The sequence below is a fragment of the Bradyrhizobium jicamae genome (assembly GCF_001440395.1).
GTDB lineage: Bacteria > Pseudomonadota > Alphaproteobacteria > Rhizobiales > Xanthobacteraceae > Bradyrhizobium > Bradyrhizobium jicamae.
Window position 1 is genome coordinate 55,302 of the sequence record NZ_LLXZ01000227.1, and the last position, 17,516, is coordinate 72,817.

20 protein-coding genes, 1 tRNA gene and 3 pseudogenes are annotated in these 17,516 nt (G+C 61.3%); 8 read left to right on the plus strand and 16 right to left on the minus strand.

Annotated elements, in window-relative coordinates:
• Positions 1-10 precede the first annotated feature (10 nt).
• From CQ12_RS47875 to CQ12_RS40415, 4 genes and pseudogenes are all read left to right on the plus strand, one after another.
• Positions 11-940: pseudogene (locus CQ12_RS47875) on the plus strand (PAS domain S-box protein); the annotation flags it as partial.
• 48 nt (positions 941-988) lie between these two features.
• A pseudogene (locus CQ12_RS47880) lies at positions 989-1,765 on the plus strand (PAS domain-containing protein); the annotation flags it as partial.
• Between the two features lie 42 nt (positions 1,766-1,807).
• Positions 1,808-2,344: a sensor histidine kinase gene (locus tag CQ12_RS47885; RefSeq protein WP_430642309.1), complete on the plus strand. Its 537-nt coding sequence runs from the start codon at positions 1,808-1,810 to the stop codon at positions 2,342-2,344.
• A gap of 11 nt (positions 2,345-2,355) precedes the next feature.
• Positions 2,356-2,832 carry a response regulator gene (locus CQ12_RS40415; RefSeq protein ID WP_083519704.1) on the plus strand — a complete coding sequence of 159 codons (477 nt, stop codon included), beginning with the start codon at positions 2,356-2,358 and terminating at the stop codon, positions 2,830-2,832.
• A 29-nt stretch (positions 2,833-2,861) separates the two neighbouring features.
• On the opposite strand, the gene CQ12_RS40420 is transcribed toward CQ12_RS40415, so the two are convergent.
• From CQ12_RS40420 to CQ12_RS47890, 5 genes and pseudogenes are all read right to left on the minus strand, one after another.
• Entirely contained in the window at positions 2,862-3,260 is a 399-nt protein-coding gene (locus CQ12_RS40420; protein ID WP_057840798.1) for a hypothetical protein, read from the minus strand.
• Between the two features lie 214 nt (positions 3,261-3,474).
• The gene (locus CQ12_RS40425; protein ID WP_057840799.1) at positions 3,475-3,852 is read right to left on the minus strand and encodes a hypothetical protein; all 378 of its coding nucleotides are present in this window, start codon (positions 3,850-3,852) and stop codon (positions 3,475-3,477) included.
• Between the two features lie 836 nt (positions 3,853-4,688).
• Positions 4,689-4,871 carry a hypothetical protein gene (locus CQ12_RS40435; RefSeq protein ID WP_057840801.1) on the minus strand — a complete coding sequence of 61 codons (183 nt, stop codon included), beginning with the start codon at positions 4,869-4,871 and terminating at the stop codon, positions 4,689-4,691.
• Positions 4,872-5,058: 187 nt separating this feature from the next.
• A complete protein-coding gene (locus CQ12_RS44745; protein WP_157088789.1) occupies positions 5,059-5,211 on the minus strand; it encodes a hypothetical protein in 153 nt (50 codons plus the stop codon).
• 999 nt (positions 5,212-6,210) lie between these two features.
• Positions 6,211-6,309: pseudogene (locus CQ12_RS47890) on the minus strand (choice-of-anchor K domain-containing PEP-CTERM protein); the annotation flags it as partial.
• A gap of 804 nt (positions 6,310-7,113) precedes the next feature.
• Between CQ12_RS47890 and CQ12_RS40440 the strand changes: the two are divergent.
• On the plus strand, positions 7,114-7,371 hold the full coding sequence (locus CQ12_RS40440; protein WP_057840802.1) for a hypothetical protein: 258 nt from the start codon (positions 7,114-7,116) through the stop codon (positions 7,369-7,371).
• A gap of 673 nt (positions 7,372-8,044) precedes the next feature.
• Here the strand turns inward: CQ12_RS40440 and CQ12_RS43165 are convergent.
• The 7 genes from CQ12_RS43165 to CQ12_RS40460 all read right to left on the minus strand — a co-directional run bounded on the left by CQ12_RS43165 (position 8,045) and on the right by CQ12_RS40460 (position 10,942).
• Positions 8,045-8,227 (minus strand): hypothetical protein, encoded by a 183-nt coding sequence (locus tag CQ12_RS43165; RefSeq protein WP_083519707.1) that lies wholly within the window; start codon positions 8,225-8,227, stop codon positions 8,045-8,047.
• 300 nt (positions 8,228-8,527) lie between these two features.
• The gene (locus CQ12_RS40445) at positions 8,528-8,785 is read right to left on the minus strand and encodes a DUF3551 domain-containing protein (RefSeq protein WP_057840815.1); all 258 of its coding nucleotides are present in this window, start codon (positions 8,783-8,785) and stop codon (positions 8,528-8,530) included.
• 18 nt (positions 8,786-8,803) lie between these two features.
• Complete coding sequence (locus CQ12_RS47345; protein WP_283807443.1) at positions 8,804-8,926, minus strand: hypothetical protein; 123 nt, start codon at positions 8,924-8,926, stop codon at positions 8,804-8,806.
• A gap of 313 nt (positions 8,927-9,239) precedes the next feature.
• Positions 9,240-9,512 carry a hypothetical protein gene (locus tag CQ12_RS44750; protein ID WP_157088790.1) on the minus strand — a complete coding sequence of 91 codons (273 nt, stop codon included), beginning with the start codon at positions 9,510-9,512 and terminating at the stop codon, positions 9,240-9,242.
• A gap of 213 nt (positions 9,513-9,725) precedes the next feature.
• A complete protein-coding gene (locus tag CQ12_RS40450) occupies positions 9,726-9,980 on the minus strand; it encodes a DUF3551 domain-containing protein (RefSeq protein ID WP_057840803.1) in 255 nt (84 codons plus the stop codon).
• Positions 9,981-10,262: 282 nt separating this feature from the next.
• Positions 10,263-10,523 (minus strand): hypothetical protein, encoded by a 261-nt coding sequence (locus CQ12_RS40455; RefSeq protein WP_057840804.1) that lies wholly within the window; start codon positions 10,521-10,523, stop codon positions 10,263-10,265.
• Positions 10,520-10,942, minus strand: a complete 423-nt coding sequence (locus CQ12_RS40460) for a hypothetical protein (RefSeq protein ID WP_245310357.1) — start codon at positions 10,940-10,942, stop codon at positions 10,520-10,522. Before CQ12_RS40460 ends, CQ12_RS40455 begins: the two co-directional genes overlap by 4 nt.
• Between CQ12_RS40460 and CQ12_RS40465 the strand changes: the two genes are divergently transcribed.
• Together CQ12_RS40465 and CQ12_RS40470 are read left to right on the plus strand one after the other, a co-directional pair.
• The gene (locus tag CQ12_RS40465) at positions 10,932-11,165 is read left to right on the plus strand and encodes a hypothetical protein (protein ID WP_057840806.1); all 234 of its coding nucleotides are present in this window, start codon (positions 10,932-10,934) and stop codon (positions 11,163-11,165) included. The two genes, CQ12_RS40460 and CQ12_RS40465, sit on opposite strands and share 11 nt — an antisense overlap.
• A complete protein-coding gene (locus tag CQ12_RS40470) occupies positions 11,165-11,371 on the plus strand; it encodes a hypothetical protein (RefSeq protein ID WP_057840807.1) in 207 nt (68 codons plus the stop codon). Before CQ12_RS40465 ends, CQ12_RS40470 begins: the two co-directional genes overlap by 1 nt.
• A gap of 1,412 nt (positions 11,372-12,783) precedes the next feature.
• Here the strand turns inward: CQ12_RS40470 and CQ12_RS40475 are convergent.
• On the minus strand, positions 12,784-13,080 hold the full coding sequence (locus CQ12_RS40475) for a hypothetical protein (RefSeq protein ID WP_057840808.1): 297 nt from the start codon (positions 13,078-13,080) through the stop codon (positions 12,784-12,786).
• A gap of 374 nt (positions 13,081-13,454) precedes the next feature.
• Positions 13,455-13,775 (minus strand): hypothetical protein, encoded by a 321-nt coding sequence (locus tag CQ12_RS43170; RefSeq protein ID WP_083519708.1) that lies wholly within the window; start codon positions 13,773-13,775, stop codon positions 13,455-13,457.
• A 168-nt stretch (positions 13,776-13,943) separates the two neighbouring features.
• Between CQ12_RS43170 and CQ12_RS44755 the strand changes: the two genes are divergently transcribed.
• The gene (locus CQ12_RS44755) at positions 13,944-14,102 is read left to right on the plus strand and encodes a hypothetical protein (RefSeq protein WP_157088791.1); all 159 of its coding nucleotides are present in this window, start codon (positions 13,944-13,946) and stop codon (positions 14,100-14,102) included.
• Between the two features lie 214 nt (positions 14,103-14,316).
• Here the strand turns inward: CQ12_RS44755 and CQ12_RS40480 are convergent.
• Together CQ12_RS40480 and CQ12_RS40485 are read right to left on the minus strand one after the other, a co-directional pair.
• Positions 14,317-14,392 (minus strand) — tRNA-Lys (locus CQ12_RS40480).
• 146 nt (positions 14,393-14,538) lie between these two features.
• On the minus strand, positions 14,539-17,217 hold the full coding sequence (locus CQ12_RS40485) for a glycosyltransferase (RefSeq protein ID WP_057840809.1): 2,679 nt from the start codon (positions 17,215-17,217) through the stop codon (positions 14,539-14,541).
• Between the last annotated feature and the right edge of the window lie 299 nt (positions 17,218-17,516).

Below are 17,516 nucleotides of genomic sequence, written 5' to 3' on the forward strand. Positions count from 1 at the left end.
GATGGCGGGAATGAACATCCAGCAACGGACGGCCAAGACTCTCTCGAAGCCAGGCCGGTCCGCCTCGACTGACGTCGCCCGCGCGCCCGCGGGGGAATGGTCGTCCGGGCATGAAGAAAGGCTGGGTGTCACCTACGAACATGTGGGTGTGGGCATCATCGAGATCGACCAGGCCGGACGTATCAGGCGCGTCAACCAGAAGGCCTGCGAACTGGTAGGACGCGAAGCGGCCGACATGTTCGGCCGCTCTATTTTTGACGAGACCTCGCCTGAGGACGTCGTGCAGGATCTGGCGCAGTTCAGGCGACAGGTTGCGGGAGAAATCGATCGCTACACCATCGAAAAGCGTTTCGCCCGCAAGGACGGCTCGTATTTGTGGGCGGAGGTCACGTCTACCAGCGTCCGCGATCCCTCGGGCAATTTCCTTTACGCGGTGCGCGTTCAAAATGACATCGGTCTGCGCAAGGCAGCCGAACAGGCGCTGGCGCGGCGAAGCGAAGAGCAGGCGGCGCTGTTCCAGTTCTCCGAAAGGCTCCAATACGCCACATCGCTCCCGCAGGTTTACGACGCCGGCCTCGACGCCATCCTCGCCGCGCTTGCCTGCGAGCGCGCCTCCATCCTGCTGTTCGACGACAGCGACGTGATGCGCTTCGTCGGATGGCGGGGCTTGTCGGACGAGTACCGGCAGGCCGTCGAAGGCCATTCGCCATGGGGCAGGGATGAAGCCAATCCGCGTCCGGTCTATTTCGAGGATGTTGCAGCTTCCGCTCTTCCGGACACGCTCAAGGAAACGGTAGCGCGAGAAAAGATCGCAGCCGTTGCCTTCATTCCGATCCTGATCGGCGGCCGGCTCGCCGGAAAATTCATGGCCTATTACGACAGGCCACAGCAGTTCACCGGACCGGAGATCGACGTCGCGCTGACGCTCGCGCGGCAACTCGGCTTCGGCATCGCCAGACTGAGGGCGGAACACGCGCGGTGCGCCGCCGAGGAGCGCGCGCAGCAACTCGTATCCATCGTGGAATCCTCCGACGATGCGATTATCAGCAAGGATCTCGATGGGATCATCCGGACCTGGAATCCAGGCGCCGAGCGGCTGTTCGGCTATACCGCCGCCGAGGCTATCGGCCAGCCCGTGACGCTTCTGTTTCCGCCGGGGCGCGAGGACGAGGAGCCCGGCATCCTGGCGCGGATACGGCGCGGCCAGCGCATCCACCATTACGAGACCGTCCGCCGGCGCAAAAACGGCCGCCTGCTGGACATTTCGCTGACCGTCTCGCCGGTGCGCGACAGCGCAGGAATGATTGTTGGCGCATCGAAGATCGCCCGCGACATCACCGGTCGCAAGGAGGCCGAACGCAGGCTCCGGGAGAGCGAACGACGGCTCACCGAATTGCTCGCGGCGATTCCGGCCGCGATCTACACGACCGACGCGCAGGGAAAGATCACCTATTTCAACCAGGCGGCGGTCGAATTCTCCGGCCGTACCCCCACGCTCGGCAGCGACGAGTGGTGTGTCACGTGGAAGCTGTTCATGCCGGATGGCACGCCGCTGCCGCACGATGCGTGTCCGATGGCGGTTGCGCTGAAAGAGGGACGCGCTGTGCGCGGCGCCGAAGCTGTCGCCGAGCGGCCGGACGGCACGCGGGTGCCCTTCATTCCGTTCCCGACGCCGCTGCGGGACTCCTCAGGCAACGTCACCGGCGCCATCAACATGCTGGTCGACATCAGCGAGCGGCGGCAGGCGGAGACCCAGCAACGGCTGCTGCTCGATGAACTCAACCATCGCACCAAGAACAACATACAGATGCTGCAGGCGTTGCTGTTCTCCGCGGCAAGGACCGCGCAAAGCGACGAAGCGCGGAAAGTGCTTAACGAAGCCAGTGCGCGGATCGCGGCCATGGCGGCGGCACAGCGCGTGCAGTACGGCCGAAGCGATGCCAGCCGCGTCACGGCTGAAGAATTTCTGCCGGCGGTCTGCGAGACCATCCGGCAATTGCTGCCGGCGGACGTGCGGATTGAGTGCGGCGCGGCACGCGGTGTGCTTTCCAACGACGTGGCGATGCCGCTCGCGCTGATACTGAACGAGCTGCTGACGAATGCGGTCAAGCACGGCATCACGGATCACGCGAGGCAGGGCGTCCGGGTCAGCCTGACCGGCCAGGACGGACGGCTGGCGCTCTGCGTCGAGGATGACGGCGAGGGGTTCGACCTGGAAGCCGTCCGCAAAACCTCGTCCGGGATCCAGCTCGTGCTCGGCCTCGCGCGCCAGCTACATGGAACGCTTCACGTCACGAAAAATCCGTCGCGGGCCTGCCTCGATTTTCCTGCGGCAAAAATTTAGTGCGGTCACCAATGACGCATCCGCACAGCGCAGCGCATTTTGCGCCATCGTCCGAGCCGGACCGGAACGCGCCGCCGGCCGAGGAGACGCGGCGGATGGAAGCCGGGCAAGGCCCCCCGCGCGTTCTCGTCGTCGAAGATGATTTTCTGATCGCGATGCAGACCGAAGTCGCGCTCACCACGGCCGGCTTTCAAGTGGTGGGTCCGGCCACGACGGCGGAGGAAGCCGTCGCGCTGGCCGGTGAGGCGCAGCCTTCGCTTGCCGTGATGGACATTCGCCTCGCCAGCAGTCGTGACGGCATCGATGCCGCGCGCCAATTGTATCAGGACTTCGCCATTCGCTGCATCTTTGCGACCGCACATGACGATGTGCACACGCGCGGGCGCGCCGAGCCCTATGCGCCGCTCGGATGGCTGCCGAAGCCGTACACCATGGCTTCACTCGTCGCGGTGGTCGCCGAAGCTCTTGCGCAGCTGCGCCGGCCGTAGAGCTGCCGGCGTCAGCCGGTCAGGAAAGTTCAGTATCGGTAATAGCGGCGGGGACGGTCATAATATCCGTCATCGTCGTAATACTGCTGGCGGCCTGACTGAAACTGCGGCGGGACCGTTCCGGTCGGATAGCATCGACCGTCGCGGCTATCCCGATCCGTGCCATGGCCGCATGGAACGGAGTAGCGGCCGCCGCCGTAGCCGCCGCCATAGTAACGATATTGCCGTGCGGCCTGGTCCTGCGGCGGCAGATAACCGTTCGGATAGCACATGCCGTCGCGCGCGCTCAGATCCCAGCCATGGCCGCATGGCGGCGGACGAACGGGTACACCGTATTGCACCGTTTGAGGCATGACAGGGGTTGCCACGCTTTCAGGCGCCACGCTCAACTGAGCGGCCAGTGCAGCGGCGGCAATGCTGACAATCATGGGGTCGGTCTTCGATCAATCCAATGGCGGCTGGCGTTCCTACGATACGCTGACCGGTTGCCGATCGCGATCAAGGGCGCTGTGCCGCCATGCAAATATATCAAAACACGCTCTGAATATCCGATGAACGCATTTCAGATATTGGAAGTCAAATCCGCAACGTCACCAACGGCTGGTCGCGGTTCGGCGAATCGAGGCGGCTTGGTTCGCCGCGCTAGCGCATCTCGTAATAGCCGTTTCGTCGAGTGTGATAACCTTTGCGGCCTGCCTGATACTGCCGTGGCACCGTGCCGGTCCGATAGCAGAGCCCGTCGCGAATATCGCGGTCTGCGCGATGGCCGCACGGGATCGGCCGCCGGCCGCCGCCGTACTCCAGCGGATAATACCGACCCGACTGATATCGCGGCGGCACCATTCCGTTCGGGTAGCACTTGCCGTCGCGCTCATCGAGATCGTAGCCGTCGCCGCATGGCGGCGGACGGCCGTTACGCCGGTAACGGATTTCCTGGGCTAACGGGGCGCTTTCGTATTGCGGGTGCGCAGGTGCGCCCAATTGGAGCGCGAGGGCTATGCCGGCAATGCTTGCGAACATCTTTCATTTCCCTCCGATGAACACCGGCTCCCCGGCAGCCGATCTTACGGCTACGGCGGATTGTACGATTCCATATCGATGTTGTGTGAGCTGTCGGAAAGACGGCGACGAAAATTGGACGTTATGCAAGGCGACGTCCTGCGGCAGGGGAGCCTGGGATGAAAAGACAAGGCCGCCCGGAGGCGGCCTTGTCTTGCGATTGCCTTTCGGTGAGGTAGCCGCAGCAATACTTGGTTTAATCGTAGCGCCCACGGAACTTTCCGTTTTTTCCCGATTTAAATCGCGGGAGCATGGAGGGATCAGGATGGCCAAGCGCTGGAGTGCCGAGGATATTAGAGATCTCAGGGCCCTTGCTCAGGAATATTCAGCCCAGGCAATTGCGGAAAAGATGGATCGGAGCGTGGGCGGGGGGGCCTTCAAGGCCCATCAGCTGGGATTATATCTAAAGCCACGCTCGCGTCTCGCCGATATCGACGGACCCTCATTGGACAGGGATCACCGCGAGGCAGCGGACGCCTGATCCGGTGTCACTGCGGCGCTTACGGCGAGGTTTCGCCTGTACGTCGCGCTACGCTGGCGCGCTAGTCGGTGTGGTAAGCATCCAGTGCGTGGGCAGCGAAGATTCCGATGCTGACCAACGCGAGGATTCCTGCTGAGAGTTCGATCATTGCTTGACCTCCCGCTTGCCCATTGCCGCGAGGAATCTGCCGCGTGATTGGTTCCAGATCAGATTGAAGAAAAATTGCATGCCCGCGTCCCTGTTTCATTAACAACGAGGAACACAGCCGTTTGTTTCAGGCCGCGGTCGAGCGATCTCGGACGCTGCGGTTGGCGAGCTAGCGGAGCTGAATGGAGAAGGGGAGGACGTTCGGCCAGCGCTTCTTCAGCCCGGCGGCGACCTGGAAGGCCAGGCGATTTTCGGATCGCGTCGATGGCCCATATTTGGCACGAGCGCGACGGTCGGCCGCCTTCTGCCGTCCGCGCTGGCGCCTGACATATCGTTTGGACCGCGTATGCATCTAGCATCGCTCCAACGTGTTGTGACCGGCCATGATCCCTTCACCCGAATGTGAGGCCGGGCAACCAGCGCACCGGCCTCAGAGTGCAGCGCACAAATTGTTTCGCTTTTGCCGAGCGCGAATCTGGGCAAAGCTTGGGCAACGACATGTCATTGGGGATGAGCATGGACGTTGTGGAGCTCGTGATTTACGGCTTGCTGGCTTTGTGGGGGCCGCCTTTGTTGTTCGCGGCGTACCTGTTGCGGCCGATCAAATGAACTGCCTCACGATCCAGACGATGAGAAAAAGCCAGCCAATCATCGCGATCACGACGGCGACGACGTAATTCACTTTCAGCCATTGGTGGCGCACCGATCATCCTTAAGACAAAGCCGCCAGGCAGAGTATGATCGCCCGACGGCTTTGCTGTGTGGGCCCGGACGACTTGGGAAATTGTCCGGTGGCTGACCACTAGGCAGACTCTTGAAGCGCGGCAACCGAACTCGCAATTTAACCTAACCAGTCAACCTTACCGATCGCGACGCCATCAGTCCTGGAGCTGCGGCCTCGGCGACGCAGGGGGTTGTTGCTTGGGTCTGTTTACGCCGGGTATCGCTTTAATAATCGATTTCTTCTGTTCACTTTTGGGCAGACGTTACCGCTTTTTCCCAATTTAATGACGGCTTTCGAGGTCAAGTTGTATTTGCCTATCGCCCGGCGGTCGTAAATGGCCGCCGGGTTTTTGGCTCCTGCCGCATCAGTTGCGCATTAAATCAGGCAACTGCGCCTCCAAGCTTGAAAGAACGGGATTTGCGCGCGATGAGTTCGACACCGCGGTGCGCCTGCTGCGACCAATTTCGCAGACTAGTATGACGCCGATCCGGGCCAACATCGTCGGCCGCTTTTCTCTGCGACGAGGACTAGCGCCTCCATGGCGGCCCGTCATTCCGGCGCGGCGTGCTCGGCGTTCGGCAACTTCGTGATGCAGCTGGGCCACGCGGTGTAACGCCCGCCTGGCCGTTTGTTTTCGGCAAGTCTCAAAAAGATACGCCGCCGGGCTCGAAATGCATTGTCCCGGCGGCGCCATGTCTCAGACTGGCTCTGAAATCTCAGTCGCAGGGCAAGTAGCAATGCCCATGCCAAATGGGGGCGGGGCCGCCCCGAGGGCGAGGCGGCCCCTAATCGCGCAGTACACAGGCGGGGGCAACTCTTGCCATCTGCGCGACCTATGGCCACGCTAAACCTGTTTCTGCCGGCCGCAACGAAACTCCCGCGTTAAGCTTGATGTTCGCCGCGGAGGTTAATTCTGGAACCGCAAATAGAATGACCGTCCGAAGGCGGTCGCTGGATTCTGATTGGATCAGGCTACCGTAAGCGCAGATGCGGGTTTGCGACAACGGTAGGCCATGAAGCCCACACCAGCGAAACCGAGGATCATCATTGCCCAAGGCTCAGGGTCTAAGGCTCAGGAACGGTACCCCGAAAGATCCTGTCGGACGCCCTAAAGCGCAAGCGCAAGATCGGCGCCATCTGTTATCAAGGGATGTGCCGAACTCAGTTTTGTTTCTCGGCACGGACGCATATCCCTTACTTACGGCCCCAGTCTGCCCCCCTTTCCAATCCCCGCTGGGGCCGTATTTTAACTCGTAGCGCGCCGATCCGCTGCTCCGTCTGGCCTGACGTCGGCGCCGCGCTTGCCACAGATATTGCAGACGAACTGCGGCTCGACGTCGAACAGCCTTGCCTGATCGGGCCAGCGGTCGGCGGCGAGGGTGGTTGAGTGCTACAGCGATAGTCGCCGCAGAAGACGACGATACCGAGCACGCCGGATTCGCGCATTTCTCCGAAGGTGATTTTCCGGGAGCGCTCCATCGCGCCCAATTTTGCCAAGAATCAGACCCAGCCTGAATGCGCCATTTAAGGGGAGTGACCCGGGGTGGCGGAGGCCCGGCGCGTGTCGTCCGGAAGCGTCGTGCGTCGGGCCACCTTTGCACTGCCGGAGGCTTCCCCCGAGTTCTGGCGGGTGAGTCTTGGCGTCTATCCGGGCGCCCATGCGTCAGGTATCGAGCGGGAAAGAACCGCAAAGCCAGCCTTGCCGCGATGTAAAGGCCCGCAGCGATCCCAAGACTGACAATATCCATCCGGTAATCGTCGCTGCTCCCACCCGCAGCTTCAACCATCCATTAGTTCATTGTTAACCATCCGTGGACCCAAATCGGTTGGGTATCGCATGACGATTCGCGACAGCGGTGGAGACTGAGCGATGTACCCAACAGACGGTCTGAAAATCGGAAAGCTGTACCGGCTCGGCTTTCCCGGCACCGCAGCCCGAGTGATCGATCCGCCGGCCGGCGTCGAGCGATCCAGCGAATATTGCTACCTCGTCGAAAGCCTGATCTTGAGAAGCCGCTGGTGGGTCAACAGGCGAGGGGAGCCGGACAACATTCACTCACCTCGTTTGATCGTACCTGCCGCTCAGGAAGCGCCAGACACCTCGTGGAAGACGATAGAGCAGCACTAGTCTGACGCCGGCGGACGCCAGATCACGCCTTATAGACGAGCCCGGCCGGGAGCGATCACGCCGGTTCGGTGTCCGGCGGAAAGCAGAGCGGTGTTCACCAGCCGCAGCGCGATATCGCAGGCGACGATGATCGCCAAAAAGATAATTGAGATCGGGCAAAGCTGGTGTGCGCGTTCCTGCGGCCATTTCTGCCCTGGCGATCAACGAGCTTGGGGTACAATAAGGGCACCCTCAGGTGGCCGCCAACGTATCCTTAACCCGGACCGCCTAGAATTCGATCAATCGCGGAGGTCGTAACACCGCGGGAGTAGAGCCGTCGCTGACACGGCCCCAGCGGCGGCTTTTTCATGCCCGCCGGTTCACGCTGGCAGCCTCTTCGTAATCGCCCGCTCGAACGGCCCCAGCCGCTGCGATAGCTGGGGCCGCCACTTTCTCCCGGTTCGTCTCCACAGATCCCCCGGGAGCGATGGATTCGACTCCTATAAACGAAGCCAGTTCCTAAAATGCCTTGCCGATTTCTCCCGTGGAGTCGACAAGCGAACCGACAACGAGAACGTCGTGTGGTTAAATCCCGCCATTGCTAAATTGGAAGCATATTCGCAATCAGCCCGGCATTTTGCCGGGCTTTTCGTAGATTGAGATTGTTTGTTTTCTACAATCACGGCTGCCCCTTTCAGCGCGAGACAGGACGCAAGGGAATGAGTGATGCCAAGCACTCCAGATTTGATTGCTCTTCAGTCAGTCGCTTTTCGACAAACTCGCGCTCAAGCTCTGTCAGGCTGGTCTGCAGTAGGTTGCGATAACGTTGAATATTACGGTGATGCGTTCGCAAGCGAGCCAATTGTTGATCAATCATCATCATCGTCCTTTGACGAGTGGGTTAATTCCCTTGCTTAAGGCCACAGGCTGGCCAGAGCGGAATATCTTCGCTCGGCGGCAGTGGCATTTCCCTGGCCGGCTCCTGAAATGCCGGCTAGTTAAGTCTGTCGCGGGTTCGTGACGCTTTGATTACAAGGACGTGACGCGGCGCCTCGGTCGCGCGCACTCGACGAACAAGGGCCGGTACCAAGTTCGTGATCGCTCCAACACCTGCCAGACAATCACCACTACAGGGATTCACGAGCATTGCGCGTGGGCGGTCCTGCGATCAATGCGGTTACCTTAGTAGACGCGGCGATGCCGCCGATAACCCGCGCTCTTGCGCGCTCGCGAAATAGGGATTGATGACGCACTGCGCCGAGCGACCGGATGCCGACGCGTTGCATTGAGGCAGCGACGTGTAGCTGCATTCGTAATAGATGGTCCGGTCGTACAAGCGCAGACAAACCGGAAAAGCCGGATCGTAAGTCTGCGAGGCCGCCGGCCCTATTGAGACCATTCCGATCGCCAAAATTGCCAAGGTCAGAATGCGCATCAGAGCCTCCTTCAGCACTCACGCCAGGACCTCATACTCAAAGGCTACGCCTTCGGCGTCGTTTTCCTCAAGCCATTTTTCTGCGGCGTCCGCAGTGGTGAAGACCTTGATGTGCGCAGCGTCGCCGACCTGCTTGAGCACGGGTATCGCGACAGCAGCGGTGAGCTCTTGCTCGGAAGAATGCTGGCGAAGATCGAGGGGCTATGCGCGGAGCGAGCCCGGCTGGAGAAAGAGTGGGGCGGTCCGACGAAGCGGCGCGTGCTCGGTGGCCGGAGTTGGTGATGCCGGAGCCGCTCAAATGGTATGGCGACAAGACGGACAACTCGCCATGGATCGACGCGCTGGCCGAAGTGCGCGCCAGCGCGCCGCGCGCGAGAGATACTGGCGGGCCTTTTTGATCAAAGCTCTACGCCGAGATTTACAAAGCAATCGTCCAAACCAAGGCCCATAAGCCTCAATAGTCGCGATAGTAGTGGCGGCGCCGTGGCGGGTACTCTTCCCTGTAGTATCGACGCGACGGATAGTAGGCGTAGCCCTGGCGCGCTGCTTGGTATTGCGGCGGGATAACGCCGTTGGGATAGCAGCGGCCATGAATATCGACGTCATAGCCGTGGCCGCACGAACCACCACGAACCTGAACCACTGGCACTTCGTTCTGATCGTGCTGGACTGCGGGCATCCCGAGCTGGAGAGCGAGGACCGCAGCTGCTCCGCTGATCAAAGGCATTTTCGTCTCCCATTAGGTTTGTAGGAACTAAACGCGGCAAAGCCGCGCGCGGTTTCTCCGAAAAAGGATGGTAACGTTCCCGGACGCAACGGCCGCTGAACGGAGAATTTAGGAGATGTTCAGTTCCAATGCGATCAGCGACCGCGGTCTTGGGGCGGACGTCGACGATCCGCCGCAGCACCGGCTCGGCGTATGCGGTCCTGCGGCCAACCTCTAGTAGACCCGGGGATGCCGCCGATAACCCGCGGACTCCTGCGCGCCCCCGAAATATGGATTGATGACGCACTGTGCCGAGCGGCCCGATGCCGACGCGTTGCATTGAGGCAGCGACGTGTAGCTGCATTCGTAATAGGTGGCCGGGCCATATACCCGCAGGCAAACCGGGTAAGCCGGATCGTACATCTGGGCGGCCGCCGGCCGTATTAAGACGGTCCCGATCGCCAGTATCGTCAAGGCCAGAATGCGCATCAAAGCCTCCTTCAGCTCCGCTCAAAAAAAGGGCCGCCGGCGTTCGGCGGCCCAAGTCTTGGGAGGAAACGCGCCGAGAAGCAAAGCGCCTCTTGAGCTCGTCGCATTCGCACATTGACAGGAGATTGTTTCCGGCCGTCTTCACTCAAAAAGAAAATGACTGCGGGATCGTTTCTTCGGAACCGAGGCGGTGAAGTCAGTTCACGGGGTCGAGAGATCCCGTGTTCGCCGGTTCGCGCTGGTTTCGAACGCCCTGATTAGATCGGGCAGTAGCCGCCCGGGTCAGTCCGGGCAGAAAGGCGGTGCGATGCTTAAATGGATTCTCCGCACCTGGCCATCGAGACCGAGCAAACCCAGGATCGCCAGCGTAGAGTGCGCCGTCACTTGGCGCCCTCGTTCATTCGAGGACTGGGTATTCAAGGCAACGCCTTTCGGATCGTTCTCCTCGAACCACTTCTCCGCGGCGTCCTGATTGGCGAAGACCTTGATGTGTTCGGGGTGGTCGACCTGCTTGCTCGCGTTGACGCAGACAAAAACGGTCATTGGTCTCTCTTCAGCTTGCGCTTGCCCCAATGGGTTTTCTTGCGGTTCTCGCTGAACACCTGCTCAGCCGGCGGATACAGCGCTTTCATCATCCCAATTCGCGCGAACATCGCGGGTCCGTTCTGATTGATGACCAGCAGCAGGGCCTCCGTGGCGGTCTGCCACGGCTCGGTTTCCTGCACCGCCTTTGGCAACGACTGGATGTACTCGCCGGCATCTTTCAGCGTGAGCAGTTGTCCGCCCCCGGGCAGCGGTATTGGGTCCTCAAACGAGGTCGACCAGGGCAAGGGAATGACTTCTTTCAAATTGTTGGGGCGGTGCTCTGAGACACCACCATCACTAGCGGCTTGCTTAAATGTTCTAGTTTTGTTCTTATCGGGAAAAGTTGGCAGTTCAGGGGGATATAGCATGCCCGACATCGACTTCTACCGAGCCGAGATCGAGCACATGCGCACCCAGGTCGGAAGACAGCGCAAAGAGATCCTGCAGCTTCAGCGCGCCGGCATCGCAACTGCGGCCGCTGAACTCTTGCTCGGGCGAATGCTGGCGAAGATCGAAAGGCTGTGCACCGAGCGGGACCGGCTCAAGAAAGAACGCGGCGGCCCGACGAAAGGGCGCGTGCTCGGTGGCCGGAGTTGGTGATGCCCGAACCGCTGAAATGGTACGACGAGAAGGCGGCTGACAACTCGCCATGGCTGCAAGCGCTCGCCGAAGTGCGCCAGCGCGCCGCGCGCGAGGGCTATTGCTATCAGCACGTCCAGGCGATCATCGTCGCGATCGACCAATACGCCGAGAAGGCGCTGGGCAACCGCGACTACTTCCTCAACAAGCCTTACGGCACCGGCTGACCCCACGACAGCTCCGCTCGAAGAAAGGGCCGCCGGCGTTTGCGGCCCAAGTCTTGGGAGGAAACGCGCCGCATGTACCGATTGTTCTGCATTGCACATGATCGCAACCGGAAAGGTCGCTGCGCTAGGGGCTGTTCACATCGCATAAAAGCCTTGGTCTTGTCATGCGCCGGTCGAAGTCGAAACGCTGAGTCGTTCGCTGGTTGATAGGATTTGGGGACCGATCCATGACCACTTTGCAGGCTATAGCATTAGGCGCCATGCTCGCATGGACGCCAGGGCTCATCATCCTGGCAGTTTCGCTTTGGGATGTTCGGGAGTTTGAGGAGATAGAGTAGTCCGCGGTTGTCGACGCGGCGGACGGTCCGCTCGGGACCTTTGGAAACCGCAGTTGCATCACCGCGATCGGGCAGGCAGTGCGTGAAGTCCCCTGGGATGGGTCATCAAGCGGAATCGCGTGCGTCCGCCGACGACCCGTCTGGGATAGCGCCTGCTAGCCATTCCCAAATCGCAACTTGGTCGGGGATGTTCATAAGAAGCGGGTTTCTTCCCTGGTAGCGGCGCGCGGCCACCCGCTCGAGGAAAACGGCCTCTCAGGTCCGCTTCGTCTAGCGGTTCTTCCCAGAGCAACACTGCAAGTGCCAAGAGTCCTGGCGTCCAGGCTAGCATCGCCCCAAGCCAAATAGCTTCCAGTGTCGTCATGGCGTCCACCCGTTTGCCGTTGCCATCCCTGCGCCAAGCCAACTCCCTTGACTGAAACCTGTTCCCAATAGCGGTATTCGGCGGCAGTTCTGGCTTGTTCGGCGAGTTTGACATTGCGCCAGTCCGGAGAGCAGGGACGAGCTAATTGCAAGGGTTGCCCAGGGCGGAAGCTATGGCCATCGGCAGACTGGGGCGCGGCCAGTCCGTATCTGTACGGCACCTGAGGGGAGGGAGTAGCGTTTCAAAATGGGCGGGACCGCCCGCGGGCAGAGCGAGGCGGCCCCTTAATCGCGCAGTACGCAGGTGTGTGTGGGACGATGGCTTTTCTGCGCGACCTGCCGGCCATGCTAGGCCTGTTCAGACCGGCGGCAACGGATATTCCGGCTTACCGTGGAAACCCGGGCGGACATCGGCGCGCCTCGCTCAGGGCTAATTAAATAGCCGCAGGCATTGGCGCACTGCGGCTTTAGCCGGGCAATATTCCAATGTGGTGAAACGACGAACCGCCGGCTCCGGCTTCTAGAAACTGATCCAAACACGGATGCATGAGGAGTCCGGTTTTCTGTTCCACGATAGAAACAGCGGAGGTGTTGCCGCCGCGCGATAGGAAATGATGTGAGCGTTCAACCTACGCTCATCATTTATAGCTTTGAGAGTTAGGCTGGCATTCGATGCAACTACCGCCGGCTGGCGGGCTTCATTGCGCGCCGTTAGTCGCAGCGGCGTTCCCTGCGCGTAATCATGCGGCCGTCGTCCCGTTCAACCTGGGTAGTCACCGTGCGGCAGCGCTGTCGTGGGCCGATGGTGACACCGCCTGGACCGACACCAACGGTGGCGTTGGAGTCATAACGCCGGCGGTCCCTATAGTCGCGGTCGTCGCGGTCTTCGTAGTGCCGGCCGGTCTGCATATCGATTTGGGCCATCTTGACGCCTTGGGCCCTGACCGGAGTGTTGAGCGGGACCGTCGTCACCATCGCTGCCGCAACGACAAAAGCGACTTTCATCATGGGGAGTTCTCCTTGGACTTTTCAGGGAGGTGTAACGGGCACGAAAACGAGGGGTTCCAGTAGGCATTGCGAGGAAGCCCGGCCTGGACTCGCATGCTCATTTGGCTATTTCACCGAGACCCAAATGGCGCGGCGAGGTCTTAGACGCTTGGCGCGCGCGTGGCAGCGCGGCCTAGCACTGCTGGTCGGACGAGGTTTACCAGGGCAGCGGGGCAGGGCATTGCCGTGATCATTTCCGCTCGCACCGGCGTGCCAATTGGTGTCGACCACGCTATCGAGTCGAGCGTCTAGCCCGAAATCCAAGCTGCTGGTCACGCCACCCTCGCACGCTGATCGGTCGATCTGGGGGAGCCGCCGGCCATGCCGACGGCTCACTAACCGCGGTGACCGTTGCCCCAACTGTAACCGGGGCCCCAATAAGATGGACCATAGCCGTGGCGGCGAGGCCAGTCATCGTCGTCAAATCGATGTCGACGATAGTACCCATAGCGACGATAGGAGTTCGGCTGCCACCAGCAACGTCCCCAGGGGTTGCAGACCCAGCCGACCTGTTCCACGCTTGACGTTGGCGCCACGGATGGCGCGATTGGCATGGCGTTGGCGCCGGTCGCGGCAAACAGGATGCTGATCGCGCCGACCGCCAGGGCCAGCGCGGCGGCAATGGACAATGCAAACGTCCCGTCGGTCCGCGCCATGGGTTGATCGTTGACCTCGTTCGGGGCCCTGCGTTGATCTGAATCAAACGGAATCACAGTGCCCATTCGTAAGCCTGACTTGCCATTCCGGGGGTGACCGGCAGTGGCATGGCCCGGCGTGTGTCGTCCGGAATTGTCGCGCGCCGGGCCAGCCACCGGGGAGCGACGATGAAGCCCATCCTCATCCTTCTGTTTGCCATTGCCAACCTGATCGCAGGATGCGCGACCAGCGGCAGCAATCCGGTCGCTGACATGCCGTCATGGATGGGTGGACTGCCGGCCAATGCGCCTCCGAGACCCGGAACGGCCGCCTACGATGCTTGGTAAGCTGAGAGAGCTGGAGAAGCGGCGAGGCCGAAGACTAATAAATAACGGTGCGTGCCGGCTCGCGGCATCTGAAAACTTTGATTGCTACGAAAATCAAAGCCTGCCGGTTCACGCTGGCGAGCTTTAACTCACTCGGTCGATCTCTACTCCAGCCTTCTCAAGACCTTTTCTGACGAGCGCCTCGCCAGAGGCGTCACAATATCAAAAAGTGCATTGGTGAGCGCGGAGGGACTCGAACCCTCGACCCCATGATTAAAAGTCACGTGCTCTACCGCCTGAGCTACGCGCTCACTTGCCGCGCTGTGTAGGGGGCGAGCCCTTGCGGGTCAATAGCGTCGGCGCGACAAATTCGTGGATCGCTTGACCGTATTTCTCCTTGAATAGCTAAAGCTTAGTTCAGCTTCTTCAACTATCCCCGGCCAATCAATCTACCGCGTCAATTGACCTCGCGGCGGACTTCGGAGGCGACCGGCTGGGACTGGCTGGAGACCCGCGGCAGGCTCACCGGGCGAAGCCCGATCAGTTCCGCCGTCCGCACCGCGCTGTTGCGCCAGAAGGCGAAGGAATTGATGCGGGAGTTTTCCAGCACCGCGATCGAAACCGCCGCCAGGAACGGCAGGCTCTGCAGCACCAGGACGCCGGCGAAGATATAGATCTCGCGCACTTCCTTGTAGCCGTTGGTGACAACCAGCACGGCGGCGCCGATCAGCAGCAGCACGCCGATCACGGCTTCCCAGAACGCCTGGAATTCGATCGACATCCGCGACAGCCCGCCCTTGGAGGTGCGGGCGAAGGCGAGATGCTCGGTGATCAGACCCTGGGCGACAGCGCGCGACACCGTCCACTGCACGCTCATCGCCGCGATCATCGCGCCCAGCATCTGGCCGGCCTTGATCTTCACCCGCAGGCGATAGAGCGCGATGAAATGCACCAGCGAGACGATGAAGGAGGCGATGATCGGCAGCGTCAGGATCTTGTCGGGGATGGCGATGTCGGCAAACGCCACGATCGGCACCCAGATCAGGTTGAGGATCGCCACCACCACGCCGAGGCTTTCGGCTCCAAGCCAGTTCAGCCAGCCCAGCGAGAACTCGCGGCGCTGGTCCGGCGTCAGCCGGCTGCCGCCGGGCAGGAAGCGTCGCCAGTGCTTCTTGACGATCTGGAAGCCGCCATAGGCCCAGCGGTGACGCTGCTTCTTGAAGGCTTCATAGGTGTCAGGCAGCAGGCCCTCGCCATAGCGGACGTTGGTGTAGTGCGTCAGCCAGCCCTGCTGCTGGATGGTCAGGCCGAGATCGGTGTCCTCGCAGATGGTGTCGCTGGACCAGCCGCCGGCCATGTCCATCGCGGAGCGGCGGATAAGGCACATCGTGCCGTGCACGATGATCGAGTTGAACTCGTTGCGCTGGACCATGCCGATGTCGAAGAATCCGGCATATTCGCCGTTCATGATGTAGTGCATCAGCGAGAGATCGCCGTCGCGATGCTCCTGCGGCGCCTGCACCAGGCCGACGCGCGGGTCGGCAAACACCGGCACGAGATCCTTCAGCCAGTCCGGATGCACGACATAGTCGGCGTCGATGATGCCGATGATCTCGGCGTCCGCCGCGGTGCGGTCCATGGCGATGCGAAGCGCGCCGGCCTTGAAACCCTGCACCTTCTCGGCGTTGATGAACTTGAAGCGTTCGCCGAGCGCGCGGCAGTGGTCCTGGATCGGCCGCCAGAATTCCGGATCGGGCGTGTTGTTGATGATGCAGACGCATTCGAAATTCGGGTAGTCGAGCCGCGACACCGCATCCAGCGTCTGCTTCAGCATCTCGACCGGTTCGAAATACGCGGGGATATGGATCGACACCTTCGGGAAGGCGAGGTTCTCGCCGATGGTGGCGGGCGCCAGCGGCGCGCTCTTGGTGATCAGCCGGCGCGGGCCGATGCCAAAGGCAACGGCTGCGATCTCGTCGATCCGCGCCATCGCGATCAGGATCAGCGGCACCAAGAGGATCAGGCCGAGCGTCAGCGCGAACGCCGAGCCGAACACGAAATAATGTCCGGCCCAAAAGGCAAAGACGGTGGCGGCCCAGGCGCCGACGCCGTTGGCGGCCACCGAGAGCACCAGCGCCTGCATGACGGTCGGCCGCTCCAGTCGCAGGATCGGCAGCGACATCAGGATGCCGACGAGCAGCGCAATCGCCGCGAGCTTCCAGTAGTTCTCGTTTACGATCGGTCCGGTCCAGGCGAATTTCGGTTCGCGGTTGGCATCGAGAATGCCCCAGTAAGGGCCGACGCCGCCTTCGAAGAACTTCCAGGGCTGATCGATCGCTTCGACGATGTTGTATTCCATGCCCATGGCTTCGGCACGGGTGACGAAGTTGCGCAGCACCGCGGCCTGCTCGAACGGGCCGGGCTCAGCGTTCCGCAAATTGTAGCCGGCGCTGGGCCAGCCGAATTCGGCGATGACGATGCGTTTGCCCGGGAATTTTTCGCGCAGCAGCCCGTAGAGATAAACGGCCTGATCGACCGCCTGCTTGTCGGTGAAGTTTTCCCAGTAGGGCAGCACGTGGGCGGCGACGAAATCGACGGAGGAGCCGAGTTCCGGATTGTCGCGCCAGATGTTCCAGATTTCACCTGTGGTGACGGGAACGTTGACCGACTTCTTCACCCGCTTGATCAGGGCGATCAGGTCCTCGACCTTCTGCTCGCCGCGAAACACCGTTTCGTTGCCGACGACGATGCCGATGACATTGCTGTTGCGCTTGGCAAGATTGATGGCGGCGTCGATCTCGCGCTCATTGCGGTCGGCGTTCTTGTCGACCCAGGCGCCGAGCGTGACTTTCAAACCGAACTCCGCAGCGATCGGCGGAACCAGCTCGACGCCACCGGTCGACGAATAGAGACGGATCGCACGCGTCATCGTCGAGAGTTTCTTCAGGTCGGCGCGAATCTTCTCGACCTGCGGCAGATTGTCGACGTCGGGATGCGCGCTGCCTTCGAACGGCGCATAGGAAACGCTCGGCAGGATGCCGCGGAAATCGGGGGCGGGCAGCTTTTGCTGGAACAGGCCCCACAACCCGGCGTGAGCTGCGGTGACAAACAGCAGAACGGCGACGACGGCACGCATCGGCGGCTAAACCATACGGGGCTGAGATTTATGGAAAGCGAACCTGTCCCCTAGGCTCGACCGACATAGCGGCATCATTAGGATAATCCTGCCGCACGAATTCACAACTGGTATGGCGCCCATGACTTTTTAAGGGCGTTACCAATCGAAACGTCGAAAAAATAGGATCGTTCCGCTGAACGTTTCCTGAATGCCGGACGGTTATTTCGCCGGCGGGGCAGGTGCGGGGCTGGGTGCCGGTGAAGGCGAAGCGGCCGGCGCGGGCGCCGCGTTGCCCGCGGTCGCGGGGGCTGCCGGCG

What these genes read in the sequence shown, in the direction of transcription:
- CQ12_RS47885 (WP_430642309.1), top strand. Translation starts at nt 1,808, where the DNA reads ATGCTGCAGGCGTTGCTGTTCTCCGCGGCAAGGACCGCGCAAAGCGAC.
- CQ12_RS40415 (WP_083519704.1), top strand. Translation starts at nt 2,356, where the DNA reads ATGACGCATCCGCACAGCGCAGCGCATTTTGCGCCATCGTCCGAGCCG.
- CQ12_RS40420 (WP_057840798.1), bottom strand. Translation starts at nt 3,260, where the DNA reads ATGATTGTCAGCATTGCCGCCGCTGCACTGGCCGCTCAGTTGAGCGTG.
- CQ12_RS40425 (WP_057840799.1), bottom strand. Translation starts at nt 3,852, where the DNA reads ATGTTCGCAAGCATTGCCGGCATAGCCCTCGCGCTCCAATTGGGCGCA.
- CQ12_RS40435 (WP_057840801.1), bottom strand. Translation starts at nt 4,871, where the DNA reads ATGCATACGCGGTCCAAACGATATGTCAGGCGCCAGCGCGGACGGCAG.
- CQ12_RS44745 (WP_157088789.1), bottom strand. Translation starts at nt 5,211, where the DNA reads ATGGCTGAAAGTGAATTACGTCGTCGCCGTCGTGATCGCGATGATTGG.
- CQ12_RS40440 (WP_057840802.1), top strand. Translation starts at nt 7,114, where the DNA reads ATGTACCCAACAGACGGTCTGAAAATCGGAAAGCTGTACCGGCTCGGC.
- CQ12_RS43165 (WP_083519707.1), bottom strand. Translation starts at nt 8,227, where the DNA reads ATGATTGATCAACAATTGGCTCGCTTGCGAACGCATCACCGTAATATT.
- CQ12_RS40445 (WP_057840815.1), bottom strand. Translation starts at nt 8,785, where the DNA reads ATGCGCATTCTGACCTTGGCAATTTTGGCGATCGGAATGGTCTCAATA.
- CQ12_RS44750 (WP_157088790.1), bottom strand. Translation starts at nt 9,512, where the DNA reads ATGCCTTTGATCAGCGGAGCAGCTGCGGTCCTCGCTCTCCAGCTCGGG.
- CQ12_RS40450 (WP_057840803.1), bottom strand. Translation starts at nt 9,980, where the DNA reads ATGCGCATTCTGGCCTTGACGATACTGGCGATCGGGACCGTCTTAATA.
- CQ12_RS40455 (WP_057840804.1), bottom strand. Translation starts at nt 10,523, where the DNA reads ATGACCGTTTTTGTCTGCGTCAACGCGAGCAAGCAGGTCGACCACCCC.
- CQ12_RS40465 (WP_057840806.1), top strand. Translation starts at nt 10,932, where the DNA reads ATGCCCGACATCGACTTCTACCGAGCCGAGATCGAGCACATGCGCACC.
- CQ12_RS40460 (WP_245310357.1), bottom strand. Translation starts at nt 10,942, where the DNA reads ATGTCGGGCATGCTATATCCCCCTGAACTGCCAACTTTTCCCGATAAG.
- CQ12_RS40470 (WP_057840807.1), top strand. Translation starts at nt 11,165, where the DNA reads ATGCCCGAACCGCTGAAATGGTACGACGAGAAGGCGGCTGACAACTCG.
- CQ12_RS40475 (WP_057840808.1), bottom strand. Translation starts at nt 13,080, where the DNA reads ATGATGAAAGTCGCTTTTGTCGTTGCGGCAGCGATGGTGACGACGGTC.
- CQ12_RS43170 (WP_083519708.1), bottom strand. Translation starts at nt 13,775, where the DNA reads ATGGCGCGGACCGACGGGACGTTTGCATTGTCCATTGCCGCCGCGCTG.
- CQ12_RS44755 (WP_157088791.1), top strand. Translation starts at nt 13,944, where the DNA reads ATGAAGCCCATCCTCATCCTTCTGTTTGCCATTGCCAACCTGATCGCA.
- CQ12_RS40485 (WP_057840809.1), bottom strand. Translation starts at nt 17,217, where the DNA reads ATGCGTGCCGTCGTCGCCGTTCTGCTGTTTGTCACCGCAGCTCACGCC.